Annotated in this window: 16 protein-coding genes; 13 read left to right on the top strand and 3 right to left on the bottom strand. The window is 35.8% G+C overall.

Features of this window, described 5'->3' with window-relative positions; genetic code table 11:
- Positions 1-193: 193 nt before the first annotated feature.
- From ArsFIN_RS04810 to emrB, 10 genes are all read left to right on the top strand, one after another.
- The gene (locus ArsFIN_RS04810; RefSeq protein WP_026822453.1) at positions 194-421 is read left to right on the top strand and encodes a glutaredoxin family protein; all 228 of its coding nucleotides are present in this window, start codon (positions 194-196) and stop codon (positions 419-421) included.
- A gap of 6 nt (positions 422-427) precedes the next feature.
- Positions 428-844, top strand: coding sequence for a class Ib ribonucleoside-diphosphate reductase assembly flavoprotein NrdI (nrdI, locus tag ArsFIN_RS04805; protein WP_210409097.1), 417 nt, complete (start codon positions 428-430; stop codon positions 842-844).
- Positions 845-864: 20 nt separating this feature from the next.
- Positions 865-2994, top strand: coding sequence for a class 1b ribonucleoside-diphosphate reductase subunit alpha (gene nrdE / locus ArsFIN_RS04800; RefSeq protein ID WP_026822455.1), 2130 nt, complete (start codon positions 865-867; stop codon positions 2992-2994).
- A gap of 16 nt (positions 2995-3010) precedes the next feature.
- Complete coding sequence (gene nrdF / locus ArsFIN_RS04795) at positions 3011-3976, top strand: class 1b ribonucleoside-diphosphate reductase subunit beta (RefSeq protein WP_026822456.1); 966 nt, start codon at positions 3011-3013, stop codon at positions 3974-3976.
- 535 nt (positions 3977-4511) lie between these two features.
- The gene (gene proV / locus ArsFIN_RS04790) at positions 4512-5711 is read left to right on the top strand and encodes a glycine betaine/L-proline ABC transporter ATP-binding protein ProV (RefSeq protein WP_026822457.1); all 1200 of its coding nucleotides are present in this window, start codon (positions 4512-4514) and stop codon (positions 5709-5711) included.
- Positions 5704-6753, top strand: coding sequence for a glycine betaine/L-proline ABC transporter permease ProW (gene proW, locus ArsFIN_RS04785; protein WP_026822458.1), 1050 nt, complete (start codon positions 5704-5706; stop codon positions 6751-6753). Before proV ends, proW begins: the two co-directional genes overlap by 8 nt.
- 74 nt (positions 6754-6827) lie before the next feature.
- Positions 6828-7814, top strand: coding sequence for a glycine betaine/L-proline ABC transporter substrate-binding protein ProX (proX, locus tag ArsFIN_RS04780; protein WP_026822459.1), 987 nt, complete (start codon positions 6828-6830; stop codon positions 7812-7814).
- Between the two features lie 533 nt (positions 7815-8347).
- Entirely contained in the window at positions 8348-8899 is a 552-nt protein-coding gene (gene mprA / locus ArsFIN_RS04775) for a transcriptional repressor MprA (protein ID WP_034249448.1), read from the top strand.
- A gap of 149 nt (positions 8900-9048) precedes the next feature.
- Positions 9049-10215 carry a multidrug efflux MFS transporter periplasmic adaptor subunit EmrA gene (gene emrA / locus ArsFIN_RS04770; protein ID WP_026822461.1) on the top strand — a complete coding sequence of 389 codons (1167 nt, stop codon included), beginning with the start codon at positions 9049-9051 and terminating at the stop codon, positions 10213-10215.
- A gap of 12 nt (positions 10216-10227) precedes the next feature.
- Positions 10228-11769, top strand: a complete 1542-nt coding sequence (gene emrB / locus ArsFIN_RS04765) for a multidrug efflux MFS transporter permease subunit EmrB (RefSeq protein ID WP_026822462.1) — start codon at positions 10228-10230, stop codon at positions 11767-11769.
- Positions 11770-11860: 91 nt separating this feature from the next.
- On the opposite strand, the gene ArsFIN_RS04760 is transcribed toward emrB, so the two are convergent.
- Positions 11861-12856: a tRNA/rRNA methyltransferase gene (locus tag ArsFIN_RS04760; RefSeq protein ID WP_026822463.1), complete on the bottom strand. Its 996-nt coding sequence runs from the start codon at positions 12854-12856 to the stop codon at positions 11861-11863.
- A 486-nt stretch (positions 12857-13342) separates the two neighbouring features.
- Here ArsFIN_RS04760 and ArsFIN_RS04755 point away from each other — a divergent pair, with 486 nt between their 5' ends.
- Both ArsFIN_RS04755 and ArsFIN_RS04750 read left to right on the top strand, forming a co-directional pair.
- The gene (locus ArsFIN_RS04755; RefSeq protein WP_026822464.1) at positions 13343-13717 is read left to right on the top strand and encodes a type III secretion system chaperone family protein; all 375 of its coding nucleotides are present in this window, start codon (positions 13343-13345) and stop codon (positions 13715-13717) included.
- 146 nt (positions 13718-13863) lie between these two features.
- Positions 13864-14265 (top strand): hypothetical protein, encoded by a 402-nt coding sequence (locus ArsFIN_RS04750; RefSeq protein ID WP_026822465.1) that lies wholly within the window; start codon positions 13864-13866, stop codon positions 14263-14265.
- 295 nt (positions 14266-14560) lie between these two features.
- Here the strand turns inward: ArsFIN_RS04750 and ArsFIN_RS04745 are convergent, their stop codons facing one another.
- Together ArsFIN_RS04745 and ArsFIN_RS04740 are read right to left on the bottom strand one after the other, a co-directional pair.
- Entirely contained in the window at positions 14561-15799 is a 1239-nt protein-coding gene (locus tag ArsFIN_RS04745) for a hypothetical protein (protein WP_026822466.1), read from the bottom strand.
- A gap of 10 nt (positions 15800-15809) precedes the next feature.
- Complete coding sequence (locus tag ArsFIN_RS04740; RefSeq protein ID WP_051296981.1) at positions 15810-16883, bottom strand: pentapeptide repeat-containing protein; 1074 nt, start codon at positions 16881-16883, stop codon at positions 15810-15812.
- A gap of 451 nt (positions 16884-17334) precedes the next feature.
- On the opposite strand from ArsFIN_RS04740, the gene ArsFIN_RS04735 reads away from it, so the two are divergent.
- Positions 17335-19968, top strand: a complete 2634-nt coding sequence (locus ArsFIN_RS04735) for a bifunctional acetate--CoA ligase family protein/GNAT family N-acetyltransferase (protein WP_026822467.1) — start codon at positions 17335-17337, stop codon at positions 19966-19968.
- Positions 19969-20051: the final 83 nt, after the last annotated feature.

Genomic DNA, 20051 nt, shown 5'->3' with positions numbered 1-20051 from the left:
TGGAATATTGTTAAAAAAATATAATAAAAATACAAATATTTTATTTCTTGTTGAAATAATAAGTTATATAAAATTCCTGCCACAAATCAGATAACACTATATATAGTATGGTTGAATAAAAATAAATCAAGATATAGTATTTATAATAATTGATCGATTGTAAACTTAGTCATTACGAATTAAGGAGCTAACAATGATTATTACCGTCTACAGTAAACCCGATTGTGTACAGTGCAATGCAACTTGTCTAGCACTAAAACGTAAAAACATACCTTATGATGTCGTGGATTTAACCCAGGATCATGAAGCACTACGTTTTATTACCAAATTGGGCTATCAGCAAGTACCCGTTGTTATTGCAGGTAAGCAACATTGGTCAGGCTTTCGTCCAGATATGATTAGTCAATTAGCCAGTAACTAAAATATTATGATCAAAACACACTCACTTATTTACTATTCCAGTAAATCGGAAAATTGTCATCGTTTTGTGCAAAGGTTGGGCATCCCGGCTACACGCATTCCCATTGATGCGAAAGAAATGCTAACAAATGCGACGCAACCTTATGTGTTACTGCTACCTACCTATGGTGGAGGTGGCACAACAGGAGCTGTACCTAAACCTGTTATTTACTTTTTAAATCAACGACAAAATCGAAAATTTTTACGGGGCGTCATTGCCTCAGGAAATAGTAATTTTGGTGAAACTTATGCTATAGCAGGCAATATTATTTCCGCTAAATGCCAAGTACCATTGCTCTATCGTTTTGAATTACTCGGTACTGAACGGGATCTTCAACAAGTACGCCAAGGATTACAACAATTTTGGCAACAACAAATGCAGTAAAGTAATACGGAGCTTCCTCTATGACAGTACAGCCTCAAGAACAACTCGATTATCATGCGCTTAATGCCATGCTAAATCTATATGATAACGATAATAAAATTCAACTCGATAAAGATAAGCAAGCGGCTTATCATTACTTCCGCCACCATGTCAATCAAAACACAGTTTTTTTTCATAATTTACAAGAGAAACTGGATTTTTTAGTAGCAGAAAATTATTACGAATCAGCAATACTGGCACAATATGAATTTACTTTTATAAAAAAACTTTTCCAGCAAGCCTATAACCACAAGTTTCGCTTTCAAACATTTCTTGGCGCTTTTAAATATTATACTAGCTATACCTTAAAAACTTTTGATGGTAGACGTTACTTAGAACGTTATGAAGATAGAGTATGCATGGTTGCTCTGACACTTGCACAAGGAAATCAAGAGTTAGCTAGCCAACTGGTAAATGAAATCATTAGTGGCCGCTTCCAACCAGCAACGCCCACTTTTTTAAATTGCGGTAAAAAACAGCGCGGTGAACTGGTATCTTGTTTCTTACTACGAATTGAAGATAACATGGAATCGATAGGCCGTTCGGTTAATTCGGCCTTACAATTGTCAAAACGTGGCGGCGGCGTGGCTTTTTTACTGACCAATTTACGTGAGGCTGGCGCACCGATAAAGCTAATTGAGAATCAATCTTCTGGTGTCATACCTGTAATGAAAATGCTAGAAGATGCATTTTCTTATGCCAATCAACTTGGTGCAAGACAAGGCGCTGGAGCCGTTTATCTCCACGCCCATCACCCTGATATTTTAAGCTTTTTAGATACTAAACGTGAAAACGCTGATGAAAAAATCCGCATTAAAACCTTGTCACTGGGAGTGGTGATCCCTGATATTACCTTTCATCTGGCTAAAAATAATCAAGATATGTATCTTTTCTCACCTTACGATATTGAGCGCTGTTATGGTGTCCCTATGTCTGAAATTGCCATCACTGAAAAATATTCAGAGATGGTAAATAATAAAAACATTCGCAAACAGAAGATCAACGCCCGTGAGTTTTTTCTCACTTTAGCAGAAATTCAATTTGAATCAGGTTATCCCTATATTTTATTTGAAGATAATGCCAATCGTCTAAATCCTATTTATGGCCGAATTAATATGAGCAATCTGTGCTCAGAAATCTTACAAGTTAATGATGCCAGTATTTACGACGAAAATTTAGATTATCGTCATGTCGGTAAAGATATTAGCTGTAATTTAGGCTCAATGAATATCGCTAAAACGATGGATTCCCCTAACTTTGCACATTCAATTGAAATTGCCATTCGAGCATTAACGGCTGTTTCCGATATGAGCCAGATCCAATCAGTGCCCTCGATTCAAGAAGGTAATAAAAAATCACATGCTATTGGTTTAGGCCAAATGAATTTACATGGCTACTTAGCACGTGAACATATTTATTATGGTTCAGAAGAAGGGATTGATTTCACCAATATCTATTTTTATACCGTAACTTACTACGCATTACAGGCGTCGAATAAGCTAGCTATTGAGCGTCAACACGCTTTTAGCGGTTTTGCACACTCTAAATACGCCTCTGGCGAATATTTTGAAAAATATATCAATCAGCAGTGGCAACCTAAAACTGAAAAAATAAAACAGTTATTTCAACGCTCAGCCATTCATATTCCCACTTGTGAGGATTGGCAACAACTCAAGCAATCTATTATGGAGCATGGGATCTACAATCAGAATTTACAAGCCATTCCGCCAACTGGCTCTATTTCTTATATTAATCATTCAACTTCAAGTATTCATCCTATTGTTGCACGTATTGAAATTCGTAAAGAAGGTAAAATTGGCCGCGTCTATTATCCTGCGCCCTACCTGACGAACGAAAATTTAGAATATTATCAAGATGCTTATCAAATAGGCGCTGAAAAAATCATTGATACTTATGCGGCGGCTACTCAACATGTCGATCAGGGACTATCATTAACCCTTTTCTTTACTGATGACGCAACCACTCGAGATATTAATCGTGCTCAGATTTATGCCTGGAAAAAAGGTATAAAAACCCTTTATTACATTCGTATCCGCCAATCAACTTTAGAAGGAACAGAAGTCAAAGGCTGCGTTTCATGTGCACTATAATTTATAGGTTTAACAAATGGCGATAACAAATTCGATAGTACGAGCAATCAACTGGAACCGTATTGAGGATGATAAGGATCTAGAAGTATGGAATAAATTAACCACCAATTTTTGGTTACCAGAAAAAATTCCGCTTTCAAATGATATTCCAACTTGGAATACATTAACAAAAGAGGAAAAAAAATTAACAATACGTGTTTTTACTGGCTTAACCCTCCTGGATACTATACAAAACAATGTAGGCGCGCCTGCATTAATGACAGATGCCTTAACACCTCATGAAGAAGCCGTCATGTCAAATATCAGCTTTATGGAAGCAGTCCATGCTCGTTCATATAGCTCTATCTTTTCAACCCTCTGTTTAACTACCGATGTTGATGATGCTTATCAATGGAGTGAAGAAAATAGCGCTTTACAAAAAAAAGCCCATTTAATATTGGAGCACTATTGTAATACTCACCCACTTAAGAAAAAAATTGCCAGTGTTTTTCTCGAATCCTTTCTCTTCTATTCCGGATTTTACCTGCCAATGTACTGGTCAAGCCGAGGCAAATTAACCAATACTGCCGATCTTATTCGGTTAATAATCCGCGACGAAGCGATCCATGGCTACTATATCGGCTATAAATTTCAAAAATCTTTAATCAAATATAGTGATAAAGAAAAAGACGAAATAAAAGATTTTGCTTACTTATTATTATTAAACTTATACGAGAATGAAATTAAATATAGTGAATCTTTATATGATGAAGTTGGTTGGACAGAAGATGTAAAAAAATTTCTTCACTATAATGCCAATAAAGCATTAATGAATTTGGGTTATGAGTCGCTTTTCCCTGAAACGATGACTGATGTGAGTCCGGCAATTTTGTCGGCACTATCACCCAATGCCAATGAAAATCATGATTTCTTTTCCGGTTCAGGTTCTTCTTACATTATTGGCAAAACCATTACGACCGAAGATGAGGACTGGAATTTCTAATTTATTAATATTTTACTAAATAATAATATAGCAGCTAAATAAATGCAGTTTAGTATATTAAATATGCATACTTTATTTAGCTGCTTTTTTATTATCAATAACCGCTGTCAAATCAATTTCTCTCTTATCTTGATAACAAGAAAATAAGCCTATTTTCGCAATAATGACACATATAATTTGACTATAAAAAATAAAATTAATTAAATTTATAAATTAATTTAATTGGTAAATAAAAATTTGGACTAAAGATCACGAAATAATATTAAAAATAACACCCTCAAGGAAAAATGAGTATATATACAACAATATCAGTAACTTATAAAGAAAATACTTATAATTTCAAAAATAATTTGCGACAAAATAAAGGATCAATCCACATTTTCAAAAAAACAACATCCTCCTTTTTGATTAATTTTATTAAATATAGGGTTGTCAGCATATTTCATTATGTTAGGTTATATAAAGCATAAATTTAAATAAGGATACGAAGAATTAATACACCATTAATTAACTAGTCAAAGGATATTATTATTGCATGTCATTCAAAATTGAAGTGAAAAATTTATACAAAATATTCGGAGATCATCCTAAGCAGGCTTTTAAACTTATCGATAAAGGCTTAAGTAAAGAACAAATCTTTAATAAAACCGGTTTAACGGTTGGTGTTAAAAATGCCAATCTGGCCATTGAAGAAGGCGAAATCTTTGTCATTATGGGTCTATCGGGATCAGGAAAATCTACCCTAGTGCGCCTCCTCAATCGCCTAATCGAACCGACCAAAGGACAAGTCTTAATTGACGGCGAAGATATTGCTAGCATTTCACAGGAAAAATTACGAAAAGTACGCCGTAAAAAAATTAGTATGGTATTTCAATCATTTGCGTTAATGCCCCATCTCAATGTATTAGATAATGTCGCATTTGGTATGGAATTAGCCGGGGTTGCCAAACCAGAACGAATAGAAAAAGCATTAGCCGCTTTACGACAAGTTAATCTTGAACAATGGGCTCAATCTTTTCCAAACGAATTATCAGGTGGGATGCGTCAACGTATCGGTCTTGCGCGGGCATTGGCTAATGATCCTGACATTCTACTGATGGATGAGGCTTTCTCTGCACTAGATCCGTTAATTAGAACAGAAATGCAAGATGAATTACTGTCATTGCAAGGTGATAAACAACACACAATTATCTTTATCTCTCATGATTTGGATGAAGCGATGCGGATCGGTGATCGAATCGCTATTATGCAAGATGGCATTATTATCCAAGTCGGTACTCCTGATGAGATCTTAAATAATCCCGTTAACAATTATGTTAAAACTTTTTTTCGTGGCGTCGATATTAGCCAAGTCTTCTCTGCCAAGGATATTGCCCGCCGTCGACCTGACGCCCTGTTACATGTTGCGCCTGGTTTTGGTCCACGTTCAGCACTAAAAATACTAAATGATGAAGATCGTGATTATGGCTATCTAATTGAAAGAGGACAGAAATTTGTCGGTATCGTTTCAATTAGCTCATTGGAGCAAGCATTACACGATAAAAAAAATATTGAGCAGGCAATTCTAACCTCACCTGGTGCTATTGATGCCAACACGCCACTGAATGAACTTATTTCAACCATTGCTCAATCTCCCTGTGCAGTTCCTGTCATTGGTGATAATCAACGTTATATTGGTGTTATTTCCAAAGGAATTTTACTGCAAGCATTAGATAAGGAGACAATAAATGGCTAATCAAGCTCACATAAATCAAGAAATAATTGATGACCCTTGGAACACAGTAACGACAGAAAGCGCTACAGATTGGTTAGATACCCCCGCAGATGTTGCAGCGCAACATTTTGATATCATGCATCCCTTCCAGCAGCCACTTATACCGCTGGACTCATGGGTTTCACACGCTATCGATTGGATAGTTTTACACTTCCACCCGTTATTTCAAGGGATCCGTCTGCCGATTGATTTTATGTTAAGTCGTTTTGAACAAATCCTAACCACATTACCTGCTACTTTAATCATTATTTCTTTCGCACTGTTAGCCTGGCAGTTAGCCAATAAAAAAGTGGCCGTCGCTACTTTCATCTCATTGGTTTTCATTGGAGCTATTGGCGCTTGGTCAGAAGCAATGATCACTTTATCTCTGGTATTAACTTCTTTATTTTTCTGTCTGTTAATTGGCTTACCTTTGGGAATATGGTTAGCAAATAGCAAACCAGCAAGCCAAATAATTCGGCCGCTATTAGATGCAATGCAAACTACACCCGCATTTGTTTATTTAGTCCCAATTGTCATGTTATTTGGTATTGGCAACGTCCCTGGTATTGTCGTCACAATTATTTTTGCTCTACCACCAATCATTCGATTAACTATTTTAGGAATAAGGCAAGTCCCCGATGATCTTATTGAAGCAGCAGAATCGTTTGGTGCCAGTCGAAATCAACTTTTATTTAAAGTTCAGTTACCTCTTGCGGCACCAACTATTATGGCGGGAGTTAATCAGACATTGATGTTATCACTTTCAATGGTTGTTATTGCTTCTATGATTGCTGTTGGCGGTTTAGGACAAATGGTACTAAGGGGAATTGGCCGATTAGATATGGGATTAGCGGCCGTAGGCGGTACTGGTATTGTTATATTAGCGATTATTCTGGATCGACTAACACAATCATTAGGTGAAAAAGCCAGTATTAAAAAAAATATTGCTTGGTATCACACGGGACCTATCGGCTTGATTATCTGTTTATTGCAAAAAGCTAAAAGTCGCTTCGGGCAATAAACATGACATTATTTTCATCATATAAAACACTTTAGCTCGCTCATCTGTCTATAATCTTTAAAGAGGAAATAACAATGCGCAAAATTGTTTTCCTGGCTGCCGCTTTAACAATATTAATTAGCATTAAGCTTTCTGCCACGGAACTACCTGGCAAAGGTATAAAAATACAACCTATTCAAAGCACCATAGCGGAAGAGACTTTCCAAACTTTGATCGTGAATAAAGCATTGGAAAAATTAGGTTACCAAATATTACCGACACAAGAGGTCGATTATACCGTTGCTTACGCATCAATTGCTGCTGGTGATGCAACTTTTATGGCAGTCAATTGGCAACCATTACACAATGCTCAATATGAAGCAGTTGGTGGCGATAATCGCCTATACCGCAAAGGCATTTATATCAGTAATGCAGTTCAAGGTTACCTGATAGATAAAAAGACGGCTGATAAATACCACATCACCAACTTAGCACAATTTAAAGAGGCAAATATTGCTAAATTATTTGATACTAATGGTAACGGTAAAGCTGACCTCACTGGCTGTAATCCAGGTTGGGGTTGTGAAGCCGCAATAAATAATCATTTAAATGCTTATCACTTAAATACCACCGTTGAGCATAATCAGGGTAATTATGCTGCGATGATAGCGGATATCATCACTCGTTATAAAGAAGGTAAACCGATCTTCTACTATACCTGGGCACCTTATTGGGTTAATGCCGTGCTTAAACCAGGTAAAGACGTTATTTGGTTGCAAGTTCCTTTTTCTTCGCTACCAAATAATGATAAAAGTGATACCACTTTAGCAAATGGAAAAAATTATGGTTTTCCACCTAGTTCGATGCATATCGTCGCCAATAAAATTTGGGCGGAAAAGAATCCTGCGGCGGCAAAACTATTTGCCATTATGAAAATTCCAATTACTGATATCAATGCCCAGAATTTTCGTATGCATAATGGTGAAGCTTCACAAGCTGACATTGAACGTCATGCGCGTGGCTGGATAAAAGCTCATCAACAACTTTTTAATACCTGGATAAAGATGGCATTAGAAAGCTAGCTTGTAAAAATTTTATCGTTACACATTTTATGTGATTTAATATAAATAGGTTGAATGCTCTCTTTTTAACCTATTTTTATATTGCATTGCAGCTTAATGGCAATAAAGACATGCGCTATATTTAGATGAATAAGAAAATTAATTTTTACTTATCATCTTACAATCAAATAGATAGCTAATTTAGATTAACCATTGTTTATTTTAATTTATATATATTTAATTTAATATTATTGTTATAACAAAACAATAAATTAATATTAAATGCATATAATTTATTACAAATGATGTTTATTTTTTATTAATTAGATAATGAAATTATTTTGCAAATAAGAGGTTATGAACTATTTAAATCTATTTTAAAATTCATTTTTCTTATATTAACATTCAAAATATTTATGAATTAAATACCAATAACAAAATAAATTTCGCGATAATAAATAACTATAATTGATAATTTTAGCTTTTGATATACCATTTAGATTGATTATGACAGTTGCTATCTTACCAACTGAAACTAATAAGGTATATAAATAATGGAAAGCACACAAACACAAAAAGAAACTTCATTTTCGCCCATAGAGCAATTACTTAATGAACGCAAACAGCAACAACAAAAAACAACTATTCCGTTACCCTATCAGCAAATTTTGCTAACGCGCTTATGTATGCATGTTCAAGGGAAATTGTTAGAAAATAGAAATAATATGCTTAAAAAACAAGGAATTAATGAAACATTATTTATGGCATTAATAATTCTCGACACCCAAAAAACCCATAGCATACAACCATCTGAACTTAGCGATGCTTTAGGTTCTTCGCGAACAAATGCAACGCGCATTGCCGATGAACTAGAAAATCGTAAATGGATTGAACGTAAGGAAAGTCACAATGATCGTCGATGCTTACATCTGCATTTAACCGAAGAGGGATCAAACTTTTTAAAAAAAATACTTCCTCGTCAAAACGAAAATCTAGAAAAAATTTGGTCTGTTTTTAGCGCTGAAGAAAAAAATACCATCGAAAAATTGATGAGAAAGTTATTAATTAAACTTGATGATCTTGACAATCAAACAGTATGTAGATGATTACTACAAAACCATCCTCAATCATAAAAAATTATTAACAATAACCATCCCGTTTCCAGTGGTATAATAATAAGCTACTGGAAACTTTTGCTTATTAAGCGTAGATTAAACATTAGTAAAATGAATAATAATATGGAGTTTGATGCAACATGGGCGTTAATGAACCACAAATAACAGCTACTAAAACACAAAAACGCCGAACTATAATTGTACTAGTCAGCATTTTTTTTATTATTACTGCATTAATATATGGGATTTATTGGTTTTTAGTGCTTCGACACCATCAAAGTACCGATAATGCCTACATTTCAGGCAATCAAATCCAGATAATGTCTCAAGTGCCTGGCAGCGTTATTACCGTTAACGTTGAAAATACTGATTTTGTAAAAAGTGGCACAGTACTGGTTAAGCTTGATGCCAAAGATGCCATTTTGGCATTGGAAAAAGCAAAAACCAACTTAGCTAACAGCGTCCGGCAAACTCATCAACATATGATTAATAGTCGACAATATCAAGCTAATATCTCTCTTCGTCGCTCTGAACTAAATAAATTACAGCAAGATCTTCAACGTCGTGAAATACTTGGCCAATCAAAAGTTATTGGTAAAGAAGAATTACAACACGCTCGTGAAGCAGTGACCAGCGCTAAAGCCGCGCTCGATATTGCTGTTGAGCAATTTAATGCTAACCAAGCTATCGTGTTAGATACTCCGCTAGATAAACAACCTGCGGTTTTACAAGCGGCCATTGAGCTTCGCAACGCTTGGTTAACTTTCGAACGAACTCAAATTGTTACTCCAGTGGATGGCTATGTTTCACGTCGAAGTGTTCAAGTCGGTGCTCGTATTACCCCAGCAACACCGCTTATGGCGGTAGTGCCCACTGACAATATGTGGATTGACGCAAATTTTAAAGAAACCCAACTTGCCGATATTCGTATCGGTCAACCAGCAAAAATCACTACCGATTTTTATGGTAAAAATATTGTTTACCAAGGACGCGTTGAAGGCTTAGATATGGGAACGGGTAGCGCTTTTTCATTATTACCTGCCCAAAACGCAAGTGGTAACTGGATCAAAATTGTTCAACGCTTACCCGTTCGTATAACCATTGATGCAGAACAGTTAAAAAAATACCCGTTAAGGATTGGACTTTCAAGTGAAGTTACCGTCGATACCAGTAACAAAAATGGCCCAACACTTTCACAAAAAATCCGCGCTAATCCCGCTTACCATACTAATGTGTTTAAAATTGATATGGTTCCCGTCGATCAACTCGTTACCGATATTATTAATAACAATTCAGGAACCAAATAAAAGGAGCTAATCGTGGCTAAAGAGCCATTACAAGGCGCAAAACTGGCATGGATGACATTTGCACTATCATTAGCGACCTTTATGCAGGTTTTGGATTCTACCATCGCTAATGTAGCTATCCCGACAATCGCTGGTAATTTAGGTGCTTCTAATTCACAAGGTACCTGGGTAATCACCTCCTTTGGGGTAGCTAATGCCATTTCAATCCCCATCACAGGTTGGTTGGCTAAACGCGTTGGAGAAGTTAAACTTTTTCTTTGGTCAACCGGGCTATTCACCTTAACATCATGGTTATGTGGTGTTGCTGGCAGTTTGGAAACATTAATCATCTTTCGCATCTTACAAGGGATGGTGGCAGGCCCCCTTATTCCTTTGTCACAAAGCTTGCTACTTAATAACTATCCTCCGCTTAAACGTAATATGGCGCTTGCACTTTGGTCTATAACCATCGTCATTGCCCCGATTTGTGGTCCAATTTTGGGGGGGTATATTAGTGATAATTATCACTGGGGTTGGATTTTCTTTATTAATGTCCCTTTTGGTATCGCTATTATTTTCATTATTATGCAAATATTGCGTGATCGTGAAACAACAACAGAGATAAAACCGATTGATACTATTGGATTAACACTATTGATCATTGGCATCGGTGCATTACAAATTATGCTTGATCGAGGTAAAGAGCTAGATTGGTTTAATTCAACAGAAATTGTTGTGCTAGCAATAACCGCAGTAATTGCATTGAGCTTCCTCGTTATTTGGGAACTCACAGATAATAATCCGGTTATTGATCTTTCACTGTTTAAAGAGCGTAACTTTAGTATTGGCTGTTTATCGCTCAGTCTGGCTTATATGCTCTACTTTGGTACGATTGTATTACTACCGCAGTTATTACAAGAAGTGTTTGGTTATACGGCAACTTGGGCAGGTTTAGCCTCAGCGCCGGTCGGAATTTTACCCCTACTGATAACACCATTAATTGGGCGATATAGCCATAAAATTGATATGCGTGTTATCGTTACCTTCAGCTTTATTGTCTATGCCGTATGCTATTATTGGCGCGCATGGACATTTGAGCCGGCGATGGATTTTGCCGCGGCAGCTTGGCCGCAATTCGTACAAGGATTAGCTATTGCTTGCTTTTTTATGCCACTTACTACCATTACTTTATCTGGTTTGCCAGCTGAAAAGATTGCCTCAGCATCCAGTTTATCCAATTTTGCCCGCACACTTGCCGGAGCGATAGGAACGTCTGTAACAACCACTTTATGGACACAAAGGGAAGCAATGCATCATGCCCACTTTACGGAAATGATTACCCCCTATAATCCAGAATCGCAACAATTCTACGCAAAATTGTCCGCACTAGGATTAAATGAGCAACAATCATCAGCTTATCTAGCCAAAATTATTACTAATCAAGGATTAATTATCTCAGCTAATGAAATTTTTTGGTTATCAGCAGGCGTTTTTATTGCTCTTTTAGTTTTACTCTGGTGGGCAAAACCTCCTTTCACTGCAGGCGATAGCCAAAACAGCGGAGGCGCACATTAATAGAAAGTGTGATAAAAAATAAGCGAAGCAATAATTATTATGATAGCTATTGAGATAGTTTAGTTTTATTCGCTATCTCAATAAAATATGACTAAATTTTATTCTGTTGCCACCATTTAGCCAATATAATACCGGCTGCGACCGAAACGTTTAGACTTTTAACCTGACCAGTGCCTCCAATGGACAAACTCATATCGCCCTTCTGACAAAGGCTTGCCGTCAATCCATCACTCTCCTGTTCCAATAGCAGTACTATTTTTTCCGGTAAAACAGCTTTTGCAATATCAATATTATCTTTGTGATTAGACGTGGTAACAATGATATAGCCTGCATGACGGAATTTATTCAATGTGGTAGCAAAATTATCTGATTGAATGCCTTTAATATACTCCGCGCCACCGGCTGCTGTTCTAACTGCAGAGCCTGATTCCATTGCTGCAGTATCATGCAGAATAATACCTTGTACGCCAAAATGAGCGCAACTACGCATAATCGCCCCTAAATTATGTGGATTACCAATATCTTCAACGGCTAATACACAATCAATTTTATTCGATTGGGCTAAATACGCTTCAGCATCTAATCCAGTTCGCTTTTTAATCAAAAAACAAACTCCACCGTGATGCTCTGTACCAGAAGCTTTTATCAGCTCTTCTTCGTTAACCACATGATAGGCTTTGCGATTTGCTGCCATCCACTTAAGTGCATCGCGAAAATGGGGAGTGATAGACTGAACAAACCAGGCGCGAACAATTGCCTCCGGACGATGTTTGAACATCGCTTGACAGGCATGCTCACCATAGATACGTGTCTCTTCTAAACGCTGGCGACGAATTTGTTCTGGATCAAGTAGACTTTTACCACTAATACCACTATGGCTATTAACAGGATCTCTCCGTTGAGAAATCGCTTTCCAAGGATCATCCGTTAAACGTTCATTATTACGATCACTACGGCGTGATGACGATTTCTTATTTTTAGCGGAAAGATGTTTATTCTTTCGTCGATCATTGGTGGTGTTGCTGTCGTTATTACGAACATACATCACTTTTACTTTACCGTTTTTACCGCTATATGAATCATTCATGAGTGCCTCCAGCCACGTTATGCCAGGCAGATTACATGATGTTAGGATCTAACGCTACTGACTTTTTATACTTTATTATTAACGTTACACATAGAAAGCTGGCACATTAGTAGAGAAAGATTAAATTTTGCTGCTATAGAAAAATTTTCAGCCAACTAAAGGATAAAAAAACATTTACCTAATGTTGTAGTACCTATTGATAAGTAGCTTTTGTGCAGCTTGGTATATGCCGTATCTTTTATTCTTACCAAAGCGTTTTTAATTAAACGTCGGCCTTAGTCAATAATATTATTTTTATAATAGTGTTGTTTTTTTAAATCAGGCTTATTTAATTATTTGCTCTCTTTTTGGTTTAGCTTATTTTTAGCTACCAATAGGTATTTTAACAAAATATAAAATATTTCAGGTCTATACCTGATCATGATTGAATTTTATTCATTTAATAATTAGACCATCTAATTTGTATTATTCGAAAGGAATAAACATATGAGAGATGAATTTGCGGCTCAATTAACGTTACTGTATGAAAATATTGGACTGCAATTGCCAATAAATTTCAATCAAATTGATTTTTCCATCAGAGTAGATGGAAAATTTTCCGTCAGATTAATTGAGTACCCAGTGGGTAGATTGGTTTTGTGTACCGTATTACAAAATATCAGTCAAGAAAAAATTCTTGAGTTAATGAAATTTAATTTAATAAATCATCAACTGCATCAACCAGTATTAGCAATAAGTGATGATAAACAGCTAGTTATTTGGCAAGGATTTACTGATATGGTTTTTTCTGAAAAAAATTTAATCGGCAGGTTCGATGAGTTTGTTCAATTTTCGGAATTAATGCTAGAAATTATAGCATAAGAAATTTGCCACAACGAACTTATTTGCTACCAACAATAGCAAGCTATTGCCATTGTTTAAGCATGGTGAATAATTTTTTAACAAAAAATTTAAATACTTATAACTAATTTTAGGATCAACGTTTAAATACTTAACTAGGGGGAAAAATGAAGATGTTTAATGATTTTGTTGTTGGTGTTAATCAAGCACTATTTCCAAACCAAGTCGCTCCTGAGCAATTAAGCCAAACTCGGCAGCTGCTTTCGGAGCAGACTCAGAATTGCCATCAACCATTTGGTCAAGCAATATATAATATAAACGGTAGTATGGGAACTTACGGGGTAGATATACCCAGCTGGAAGGCTAGACAGTATGCTCAGGATAGCACTGATGTTGAAAATGGTTTTAGATCTAATACCTCTGCCTTCGCCAGATCATCGGTAGGTTGGGCCAAAATTGGTAATCCTGTTGGTACAATAATGAATTTAGGCGGTGCACTGTTAGCCGGAGCCATAGATGGCACTAATTACAGTACAGGACATATTTTACGTATGGAAAAGTTAGCTTAAGTTAAATAAAGTGATGTTCATATGTCACAGTGAGTTCTCTGAGTATTGATTGGAATGATTAGCAACAGTTTGGCATGTATGTTATTAATATCATGCTAAGGTTTAGCTTTACAATATACCATTGATAGTAAACCATCCAAATCATATGTTGATGTCTAAATGGCAATATAAAAAAGCGCTGTTAGCCTACGTCAGAGAACTCGCTATTATTATTTACCAGCAAACAATTAATTAATTTACAACCATTTAAACAGTAAAGCTAAAAAATCATCTCGGTAGAATTTTAGATTAACATTTAATACCAATCAGGTGGCAATACTGTTGCTAATTCATTAGAAAATTGTTTCCTTGCATGATCTATCATTGCACTGGACAATACCGCAGTACAAGAAAAACTTTTTCCTAAGCCAAGCAATCTATTTTTCCACTCTGTCACTTGTTGTTCAGAATCAAAAATGGTCGGACAAAGTTCATAGGCTTTATTTAACATCGCACAGGAAAAATATCTTAAAGCATTAGGTGATTCAGTCTCAGTACCCAAAATAGCACTAGAAGTATATTTGACAAATACCGCTGATAAGCTAAATATTTTTTCTGCTTTTTCCTTATCAGTTACCTCTTTCAATTTATAGATATTGAGAATATCCTGATAAAATTTTTCTGTTAATTGATAATCATTTGGCGCGATAAACTGATATGCTTTATTAGTTAATAGCTTTTCTAGTTGAATTTGTTCTTCAGGATTAACTAATTTTTCTGTTGAAATAGATTTTTTTGTTGCTGCAATCAATATGTCATATAACTTTTCATCTAAATCTAATAAATCAAGCAAACGGTTAAAAGTATTTATTCTAAGCAGAGATTGATATCCGCTATAAAATATTGGAAATTTATTTTTAAAAATATCCTCTAATTGATAATCAGTTTGATTTAAATTATTTTGTTGCTGATAGAGAAAAAATTGGTTTAATACCTGATCCTTTCCTGTCAAATTTGGCATCAGCATACCGGCTAAAACATTTTGCGACAGCATCATGGCATAACTCTGCTCGTTAGAAGAAAATAGAATATAGTTTGCCGCATTTTTGTCTGACCAATCGACTTTATTATTACTATAACTGCCAAAATCATCCATCTGAACATAAGGTTGGATTTGGCTACTTTTCAAGTAATGATCATAAATAGTGGTTGCTTTTTGTTTTAATTCCGCTGAATCAATTTCATATATAGCTTGGGAAATAGTCTGTATAAAGGCTGAATTACAGCTAAAAAGTAAATCAGGATAAAGTTGAAAAGTATCAATCATTAAATTAATAACCGATTCTTTTTGTAATGGCATCGGCCAATCATTAAATTTTTCAATAAAGTTAGCACAAACACCTTTTAGCCAATTTGAAATTTCAGCATCCGCATAATAGGGTGGTTCAGCTAAAATATCGATCAATGATGCTGAGACAGAGGAAATGTCAACGCGCTGATTGCTTAATGATGCGATAATTTGTTTTATCATATCTATTTTTGCCGCATCGTACATTTTATCAATGCTAGCTAGCTATCTGGGTTAATACACTATTTGTCTCTCGGTTATTTATATGGTTTAAATATAGATCAAGGCTATTTTGTTCCCACTTTAACTCAATCGATAAATTAATTGCTTTATGCAAAATAATCGATTGGAGGTCTAAGTTAATAACCGATTGCAAAGATATTGTCGCACCACTTAAATCACTGTTAGTAAGGTTAACATTGGTTAGATTAGCATGTTTTAAATTTGCATCCGTGAGATTCGCATTAGTCAAGTCTGCACCAAACAAATGGGAATTAAGTAAAATTGCATTAGTAAGGTCAACATTTTGCATATTAGCGTTACGAAAATAAGCCCGCGTTAAATTTACACCTATCATTTTCGCGTTAGTCAATATTGCACTTTCACCGCTAGCGTGTTCTAAGTTAGCGTCAGTTAAATCAATATTGTACATTTCAGCATTTGACATATTCGCTGCAGTTAAATCAGCTCGCTGCATAACACTACATAATAAAATTGCTTGCGATAGATTTGCTCCCATCAACTTCGCTCTCATTAAATCAGCGTCTTGTAGATGAGCTCCGCTCAAATTAGCCATTGCCAAATTGCAATATTTTAAATTAGCGCTCCTGAAATTTGCGTTTTGCAAATCTGCATTAGCGATATTCGCATCTGTCAGAACCGCCTGGATCAAAGTGGCATTATTTAATTTGGCATCACTTAAATCTATTTTGCTCAAATCCGCGCTAGACAAATTACTATCTTGTAAATTAGCATTCATCATCTTAACCGCCACTAATTTACTGTGCATTAAATTAACGTTACAAAGTTCAATCGCTGCGGGTAATTCCATGCCCGTCAAGTCAATTTCATTTATTTCAACGCAATCACCTGCTTCTCTTGTTTGTAATTTCTCCATTAAAATAGCTAGTTTTTTATTTTGCAAATCTTGCCTATCAGCTAAACCACTATCTAAAGTTAATTTTTCGGTTAAAATTGCCATGTCCTTTTTGACTTTGGCCTGTTCTTCGCTAATAGGGTCGGGCTCTATGGGTGAAAATAAAATATTTTCGTTTTTAAAGATATTAAACATATTAACCTCTATGATGTTGAATTCTCCATTATTGCCAATATCATATCGCTCAAAATACTTTTTTATTAATTTCTGTTCAGAATAATAATCCTCGCCAGTAATATGTTAAAATGATTTTTTATTTCATATAAAACAAAATAATATTCTATATCATTTCAAATAGTAAACTTTTATCTTTTTTTTACTTTTAAATTCCGCTCTCAATAGCAAACTAATTTTTCTAACACCACTTAATCTTTATCGTGTAAATATGTGTGATGTTAAAATAACAACATTCAAGCATGAAAAAATATTCATAAAAAACTAATAATTATAAAATTATCACTTCATAATTTATTTTTTATAAATAGTATCTAACCAACAAACTTTGTTCTCTGGCGGCAAAAATCACAGAAAAATGCGAAAATATCAGCTACATTGATAGACAATACCCATGACAAGGTAAATATCTATGAGCCAGCGTGGACTCGACGCATTATTGCGACCTAAATCCATTGCAGTTATTGGTGCCTCAGAAAAACCAGAACGAGCGGGATCCGTGATTATAAAGAATCTACTTTCTAGTGGCTTTACAGGGCCGATTCTGCCGGTTACACCAAATAAAAATGCGGTAATGGGGATACTCTCCTATCCTACAATTGATAAATTACCTTTCTCACCAGATTTAGCGGTTATCTGCACAAATTCAGAGAGAAATTTAACTTGCCTAAAACAACTGGGAAAAATGGGTTGTAAAGCAGCCATTATCCTTTCTTCGCCTCCTTCTCAGTTTGTAAAACTTAAAGCATTAACACAGCGATACAATATAAGATTATTGGGGCCAAATAGTTTGGGGATCCTAGCACCCTGGCAACAACTAAATGCCAGCTTTTCACCAATTCCAATCTTAAAAGGAAAGCTCGCTTTTATTTCTCAATCTGCTGCAGTTTCTAATATTATTCTGGACTGGGCACAACAGCGTAAAATTGGCTTTTCTTACTTTATTGCGTTGGGAAATAGTTTGGATATTGACATCGATGATCTACTTGATTTTCTGGCTAGAGATAATAAAACCAGCGCCATATTACTCTATATTGAACATATTCAACAGGCGCGCAGATTTCTTTCAGCTGCTCGCAGTGCATCACGTAATAAACCTATTCTAGTTGTTAAAAGCGGACGTACTCAACAAGCACAATATCTACTAGGTGAAGTACAGAGCTTTGATGCTGCTTATGACGCAGCTATCCAACGAGCAGGATTACTTCGAGTGCAAGATACCCATGAAATGTTTTCCGCAGTTGAAACATTAAGTCACATGTCCCCTATAAAAGGGGACAGACTCTCTATTATTAGTAATGGCAACGGGCCTGCCGCAATGGCCCTCGATGAGCTTTTTCGCCGCAAAGGAAAACTGGCAAAACTTAATACTAATACGCAACAAAAAATTCAAGCCATTTTCCCCCATCTTCACGCCAAGCAAAATCCAATCAATATCGGTGATGAGGCAACCATAGAATGTTACATCAAAATCCTTAATATTATGTTAGATAGCCAGGATCATGATGCTATATTACTTATTCATTCGCCTAGTACTATTGCCCCCAGTTTATTTACTGCTGAGAGGATCACTCAAACCATTCAATCACATCCTCGGGGTAAATGGTTAACTATATTAACTAACTGGTGTGGCGAATATTCATCCCAGGATGCCCGTAAACGTTTTAGTGAAACGAGTATTCCAACTTATCGAACACCGGAAGGCGCCATTACTGCCTATATGCATATGGTAGAATATCGCCGTAATCAAAAACAATTGACTGAAACACCGGCATTACCTATTGGATTAACCACTAATACAACAAAAGCCCATGCATTAATTGAAAAAGCATTAAAAAAAGGGATAACCCAGCTTGATACTCACGAGGTGGAACCTATTTTACGCGCCTATGGCTTAAAAATATTACCCACATGGATAGCTCATAATAGTGGCCAGGCAATCGCTATCGCTGAAAAAATTGGCTATCCGGTTGCTTTAAAATTACGCTCGGCAGATATTCCTCACAAATCTGATATTCAAGGTGTAATGCTTTATTTACGCAATGCCAAAGAAGTGGCAGATGCTAGCCAAGGAATTTTTGATCGTGCCGCTCAACACTTCCCTAACGCCATAATTCAAGGCCTATTAGTACAAAGTATGGCAAATAAAGCGGGTGCTCTCGAGTTAAAAATAGCAATTGAACAAGATCCCATTTTTGGTCCTCTGATCTTATTAGGTGATGGTGATATTGAATGGCAGCCAGAAACCCATGCTGCGGTAGCGCTACCCCCTCTTAATATGACATTAGCCAGATATTTAGTTATTCAAGCAATCAAAAATCAAAAGATAAAATCAACAAATTCATCCCATCAACTAAATATTGATGGTCTTTGCCAATTACTGGTTCGCGTTTCAAATTTACTAATCGATTGTCCGCAAATTGTACGACTAAATATTCACCCACTTTTAGCATTTGAGGAGGAATTCACTTTACTGGATGTTGCAATGGAACTCTGCCCTATTGTTGGTGATCCTAAAGCTAGATTAGCCATTAGGCCTTATCCTAATGAATTAGAAGAAATTATTTCTCTTAAAAATGGTATAAAGTGTCTACTTAGACCTATCCTACCCGAAGACGAACATTTACTTAAAGATTTTATTACTCAGGTAACAAAAGAAGATCTTTATTATCGTTATTTTAGTGAAATCAGCGAATTTACCCATGATGACTTAGCAAATATGACACAAATCGATTATGACCGAGAAATGGCTTTTATTGCTATTAAAAAAAATTCCGAGATCATTGGGGTAGTTCGCGTGGTAGAGGATCCTGATAATCAGCAAGCAGAATTTGCCGTTTTAGTACGTTCGGATATGAAAGGTAATACACTTGGATATCAGTTAATGGATAAAATTATTAGATATAGCCGTAGCCGTGGTACTCAGCGACTTACCGCAATTACCATGCCTGAAAATAAAAAAATGCTGCAACTGGCACAAAAATTAGGTTTTAATCTCGATCTTCAATTTGAAGATAGCATTGTCAACCTAGATTTAGCACTATGAGGGAAATAATCTTATAACTAAATAGATCTAATAATGTAATAAATAATGACTGAACAACCGGTCAACATAGCTGGGATTAATAG

The organism is Arsenophonus nasoniae (assembly GCF_004768525.1).
In the GTDB taxonomy this organism is placed as follows: Bacteria; Pseudomonadota; Gammaproteobacteria; order Enterobacterales; family Enterobacteriaceae; genus Arsenophonus; species Arsenophonus nasoniae.
The sequence above is the reverse complement of the archived record's forward strand: the minus strand, read 5'-3'. Positions and strand labels throughout refer to the sequence as shown.

Excerpts from the sequence above, each read along its gene's own strand:
- ArsFIN_RS04810 (WP_026822453.1), top strand. The coding sequence starts at position 194 with ATGATTATTACCGTCTACAGTAAACCCGATTGTGTACAGTGCAATGCA.
- nrdI (WP_210409097.1), top strand. The coding sequence starts at position 428 with ATGATCAAAACACACTCACTTATTTACTATTCCAGTAAATCGGAAAAT.
- nrdE (WP_026822455.1), top strand. The coding sequence starts at position 865 with ATGACAGTACAGCCTCAAGAACAACTCGATTATCATGCGCTTAATGCC.
- nrdF (WP_026822456.1), top strand. The coding sequence starts at position 3,011 with ATGGCGATAACAAATTCGATAGTACGAGCAATCAACTGGAACCGTATT.
- proV (WP_026822457.1), top strand. The coding sequence starts at position 4,512 with ATGTCATTCAAAATTGAAGTGAAAAATTTATACAAAATATTCGGAGAT.
- proW (WP_026822458.1), top strand. The coding sequence starts at position 5,704 with ATGGCTAATCAAGCTCACATAAATCAAGAAATAATTGATGACCCTTGG.
- proX (WP_026822459.1), top strand. The coding sequence starts at position 6,828 with ATGCGCAAAATTGTTTTCCTGGCTGCCGCTTTAACAATATTAATTAGC.
- mprA (WP_034249448.1), top strand. The coding sequence starts at position 8,348 with ATGGAAAGCACACAAACACAAAAAGAAACTTCATTTTCGCCCATAGAG.
- emrA (WP_026822461.1), top strand. The coding sequence starts at position 9,049 with ATGGGCGTTAATGAACCACAAATAACAGCTACTAAAACACAAAAACGC.
- ArsFIN_RS04760 (WP_026822463.1), bottom strand. The coding sequence starts at position 12,856 with ATGAATGATTCATATAGCGGTAAAAACGGTAAAGTAAAAGTGATGTAT.
- ArsFIN_RS04755 (WP_026822464.1), top strand. The coding sequence starts at position 13,343 with ATGAGAGATGAATTTGCGGCTCAATTAACGTTACTGTATGAAAATATT.
- ArsFIN_RS04750 (WP_026822465.1), top strand. The coding sequence starts at position 13,864 with ATGAAGATGTTTAATGATTTTGTTGTTGGTGTTAATCAAGCACTATTT.
- ArsFIN_RS04745 (WP_026822466.1), bottom strand. The coding sequence starts at position 15,799 with ATGTACGATGCGGCAAAAATAGATATGATAAAACAAATTATCGCATCA.
- ArsFIN_RS04740 (WP_051296981.1), bottom strand. The coding sequence starts at position 16,883 with ATGTTTAATATCTTTAAAAACGAAAATATTTTATTTTCACCCATAGAG.
- ArsFIN_RS04735 (WP_026822467.1), top strand. The coding sequence starts at position 17,335 with ATGAGCCAGCGTGGACTCGACGCATTATTGCGACCTAAATCCATTGCA.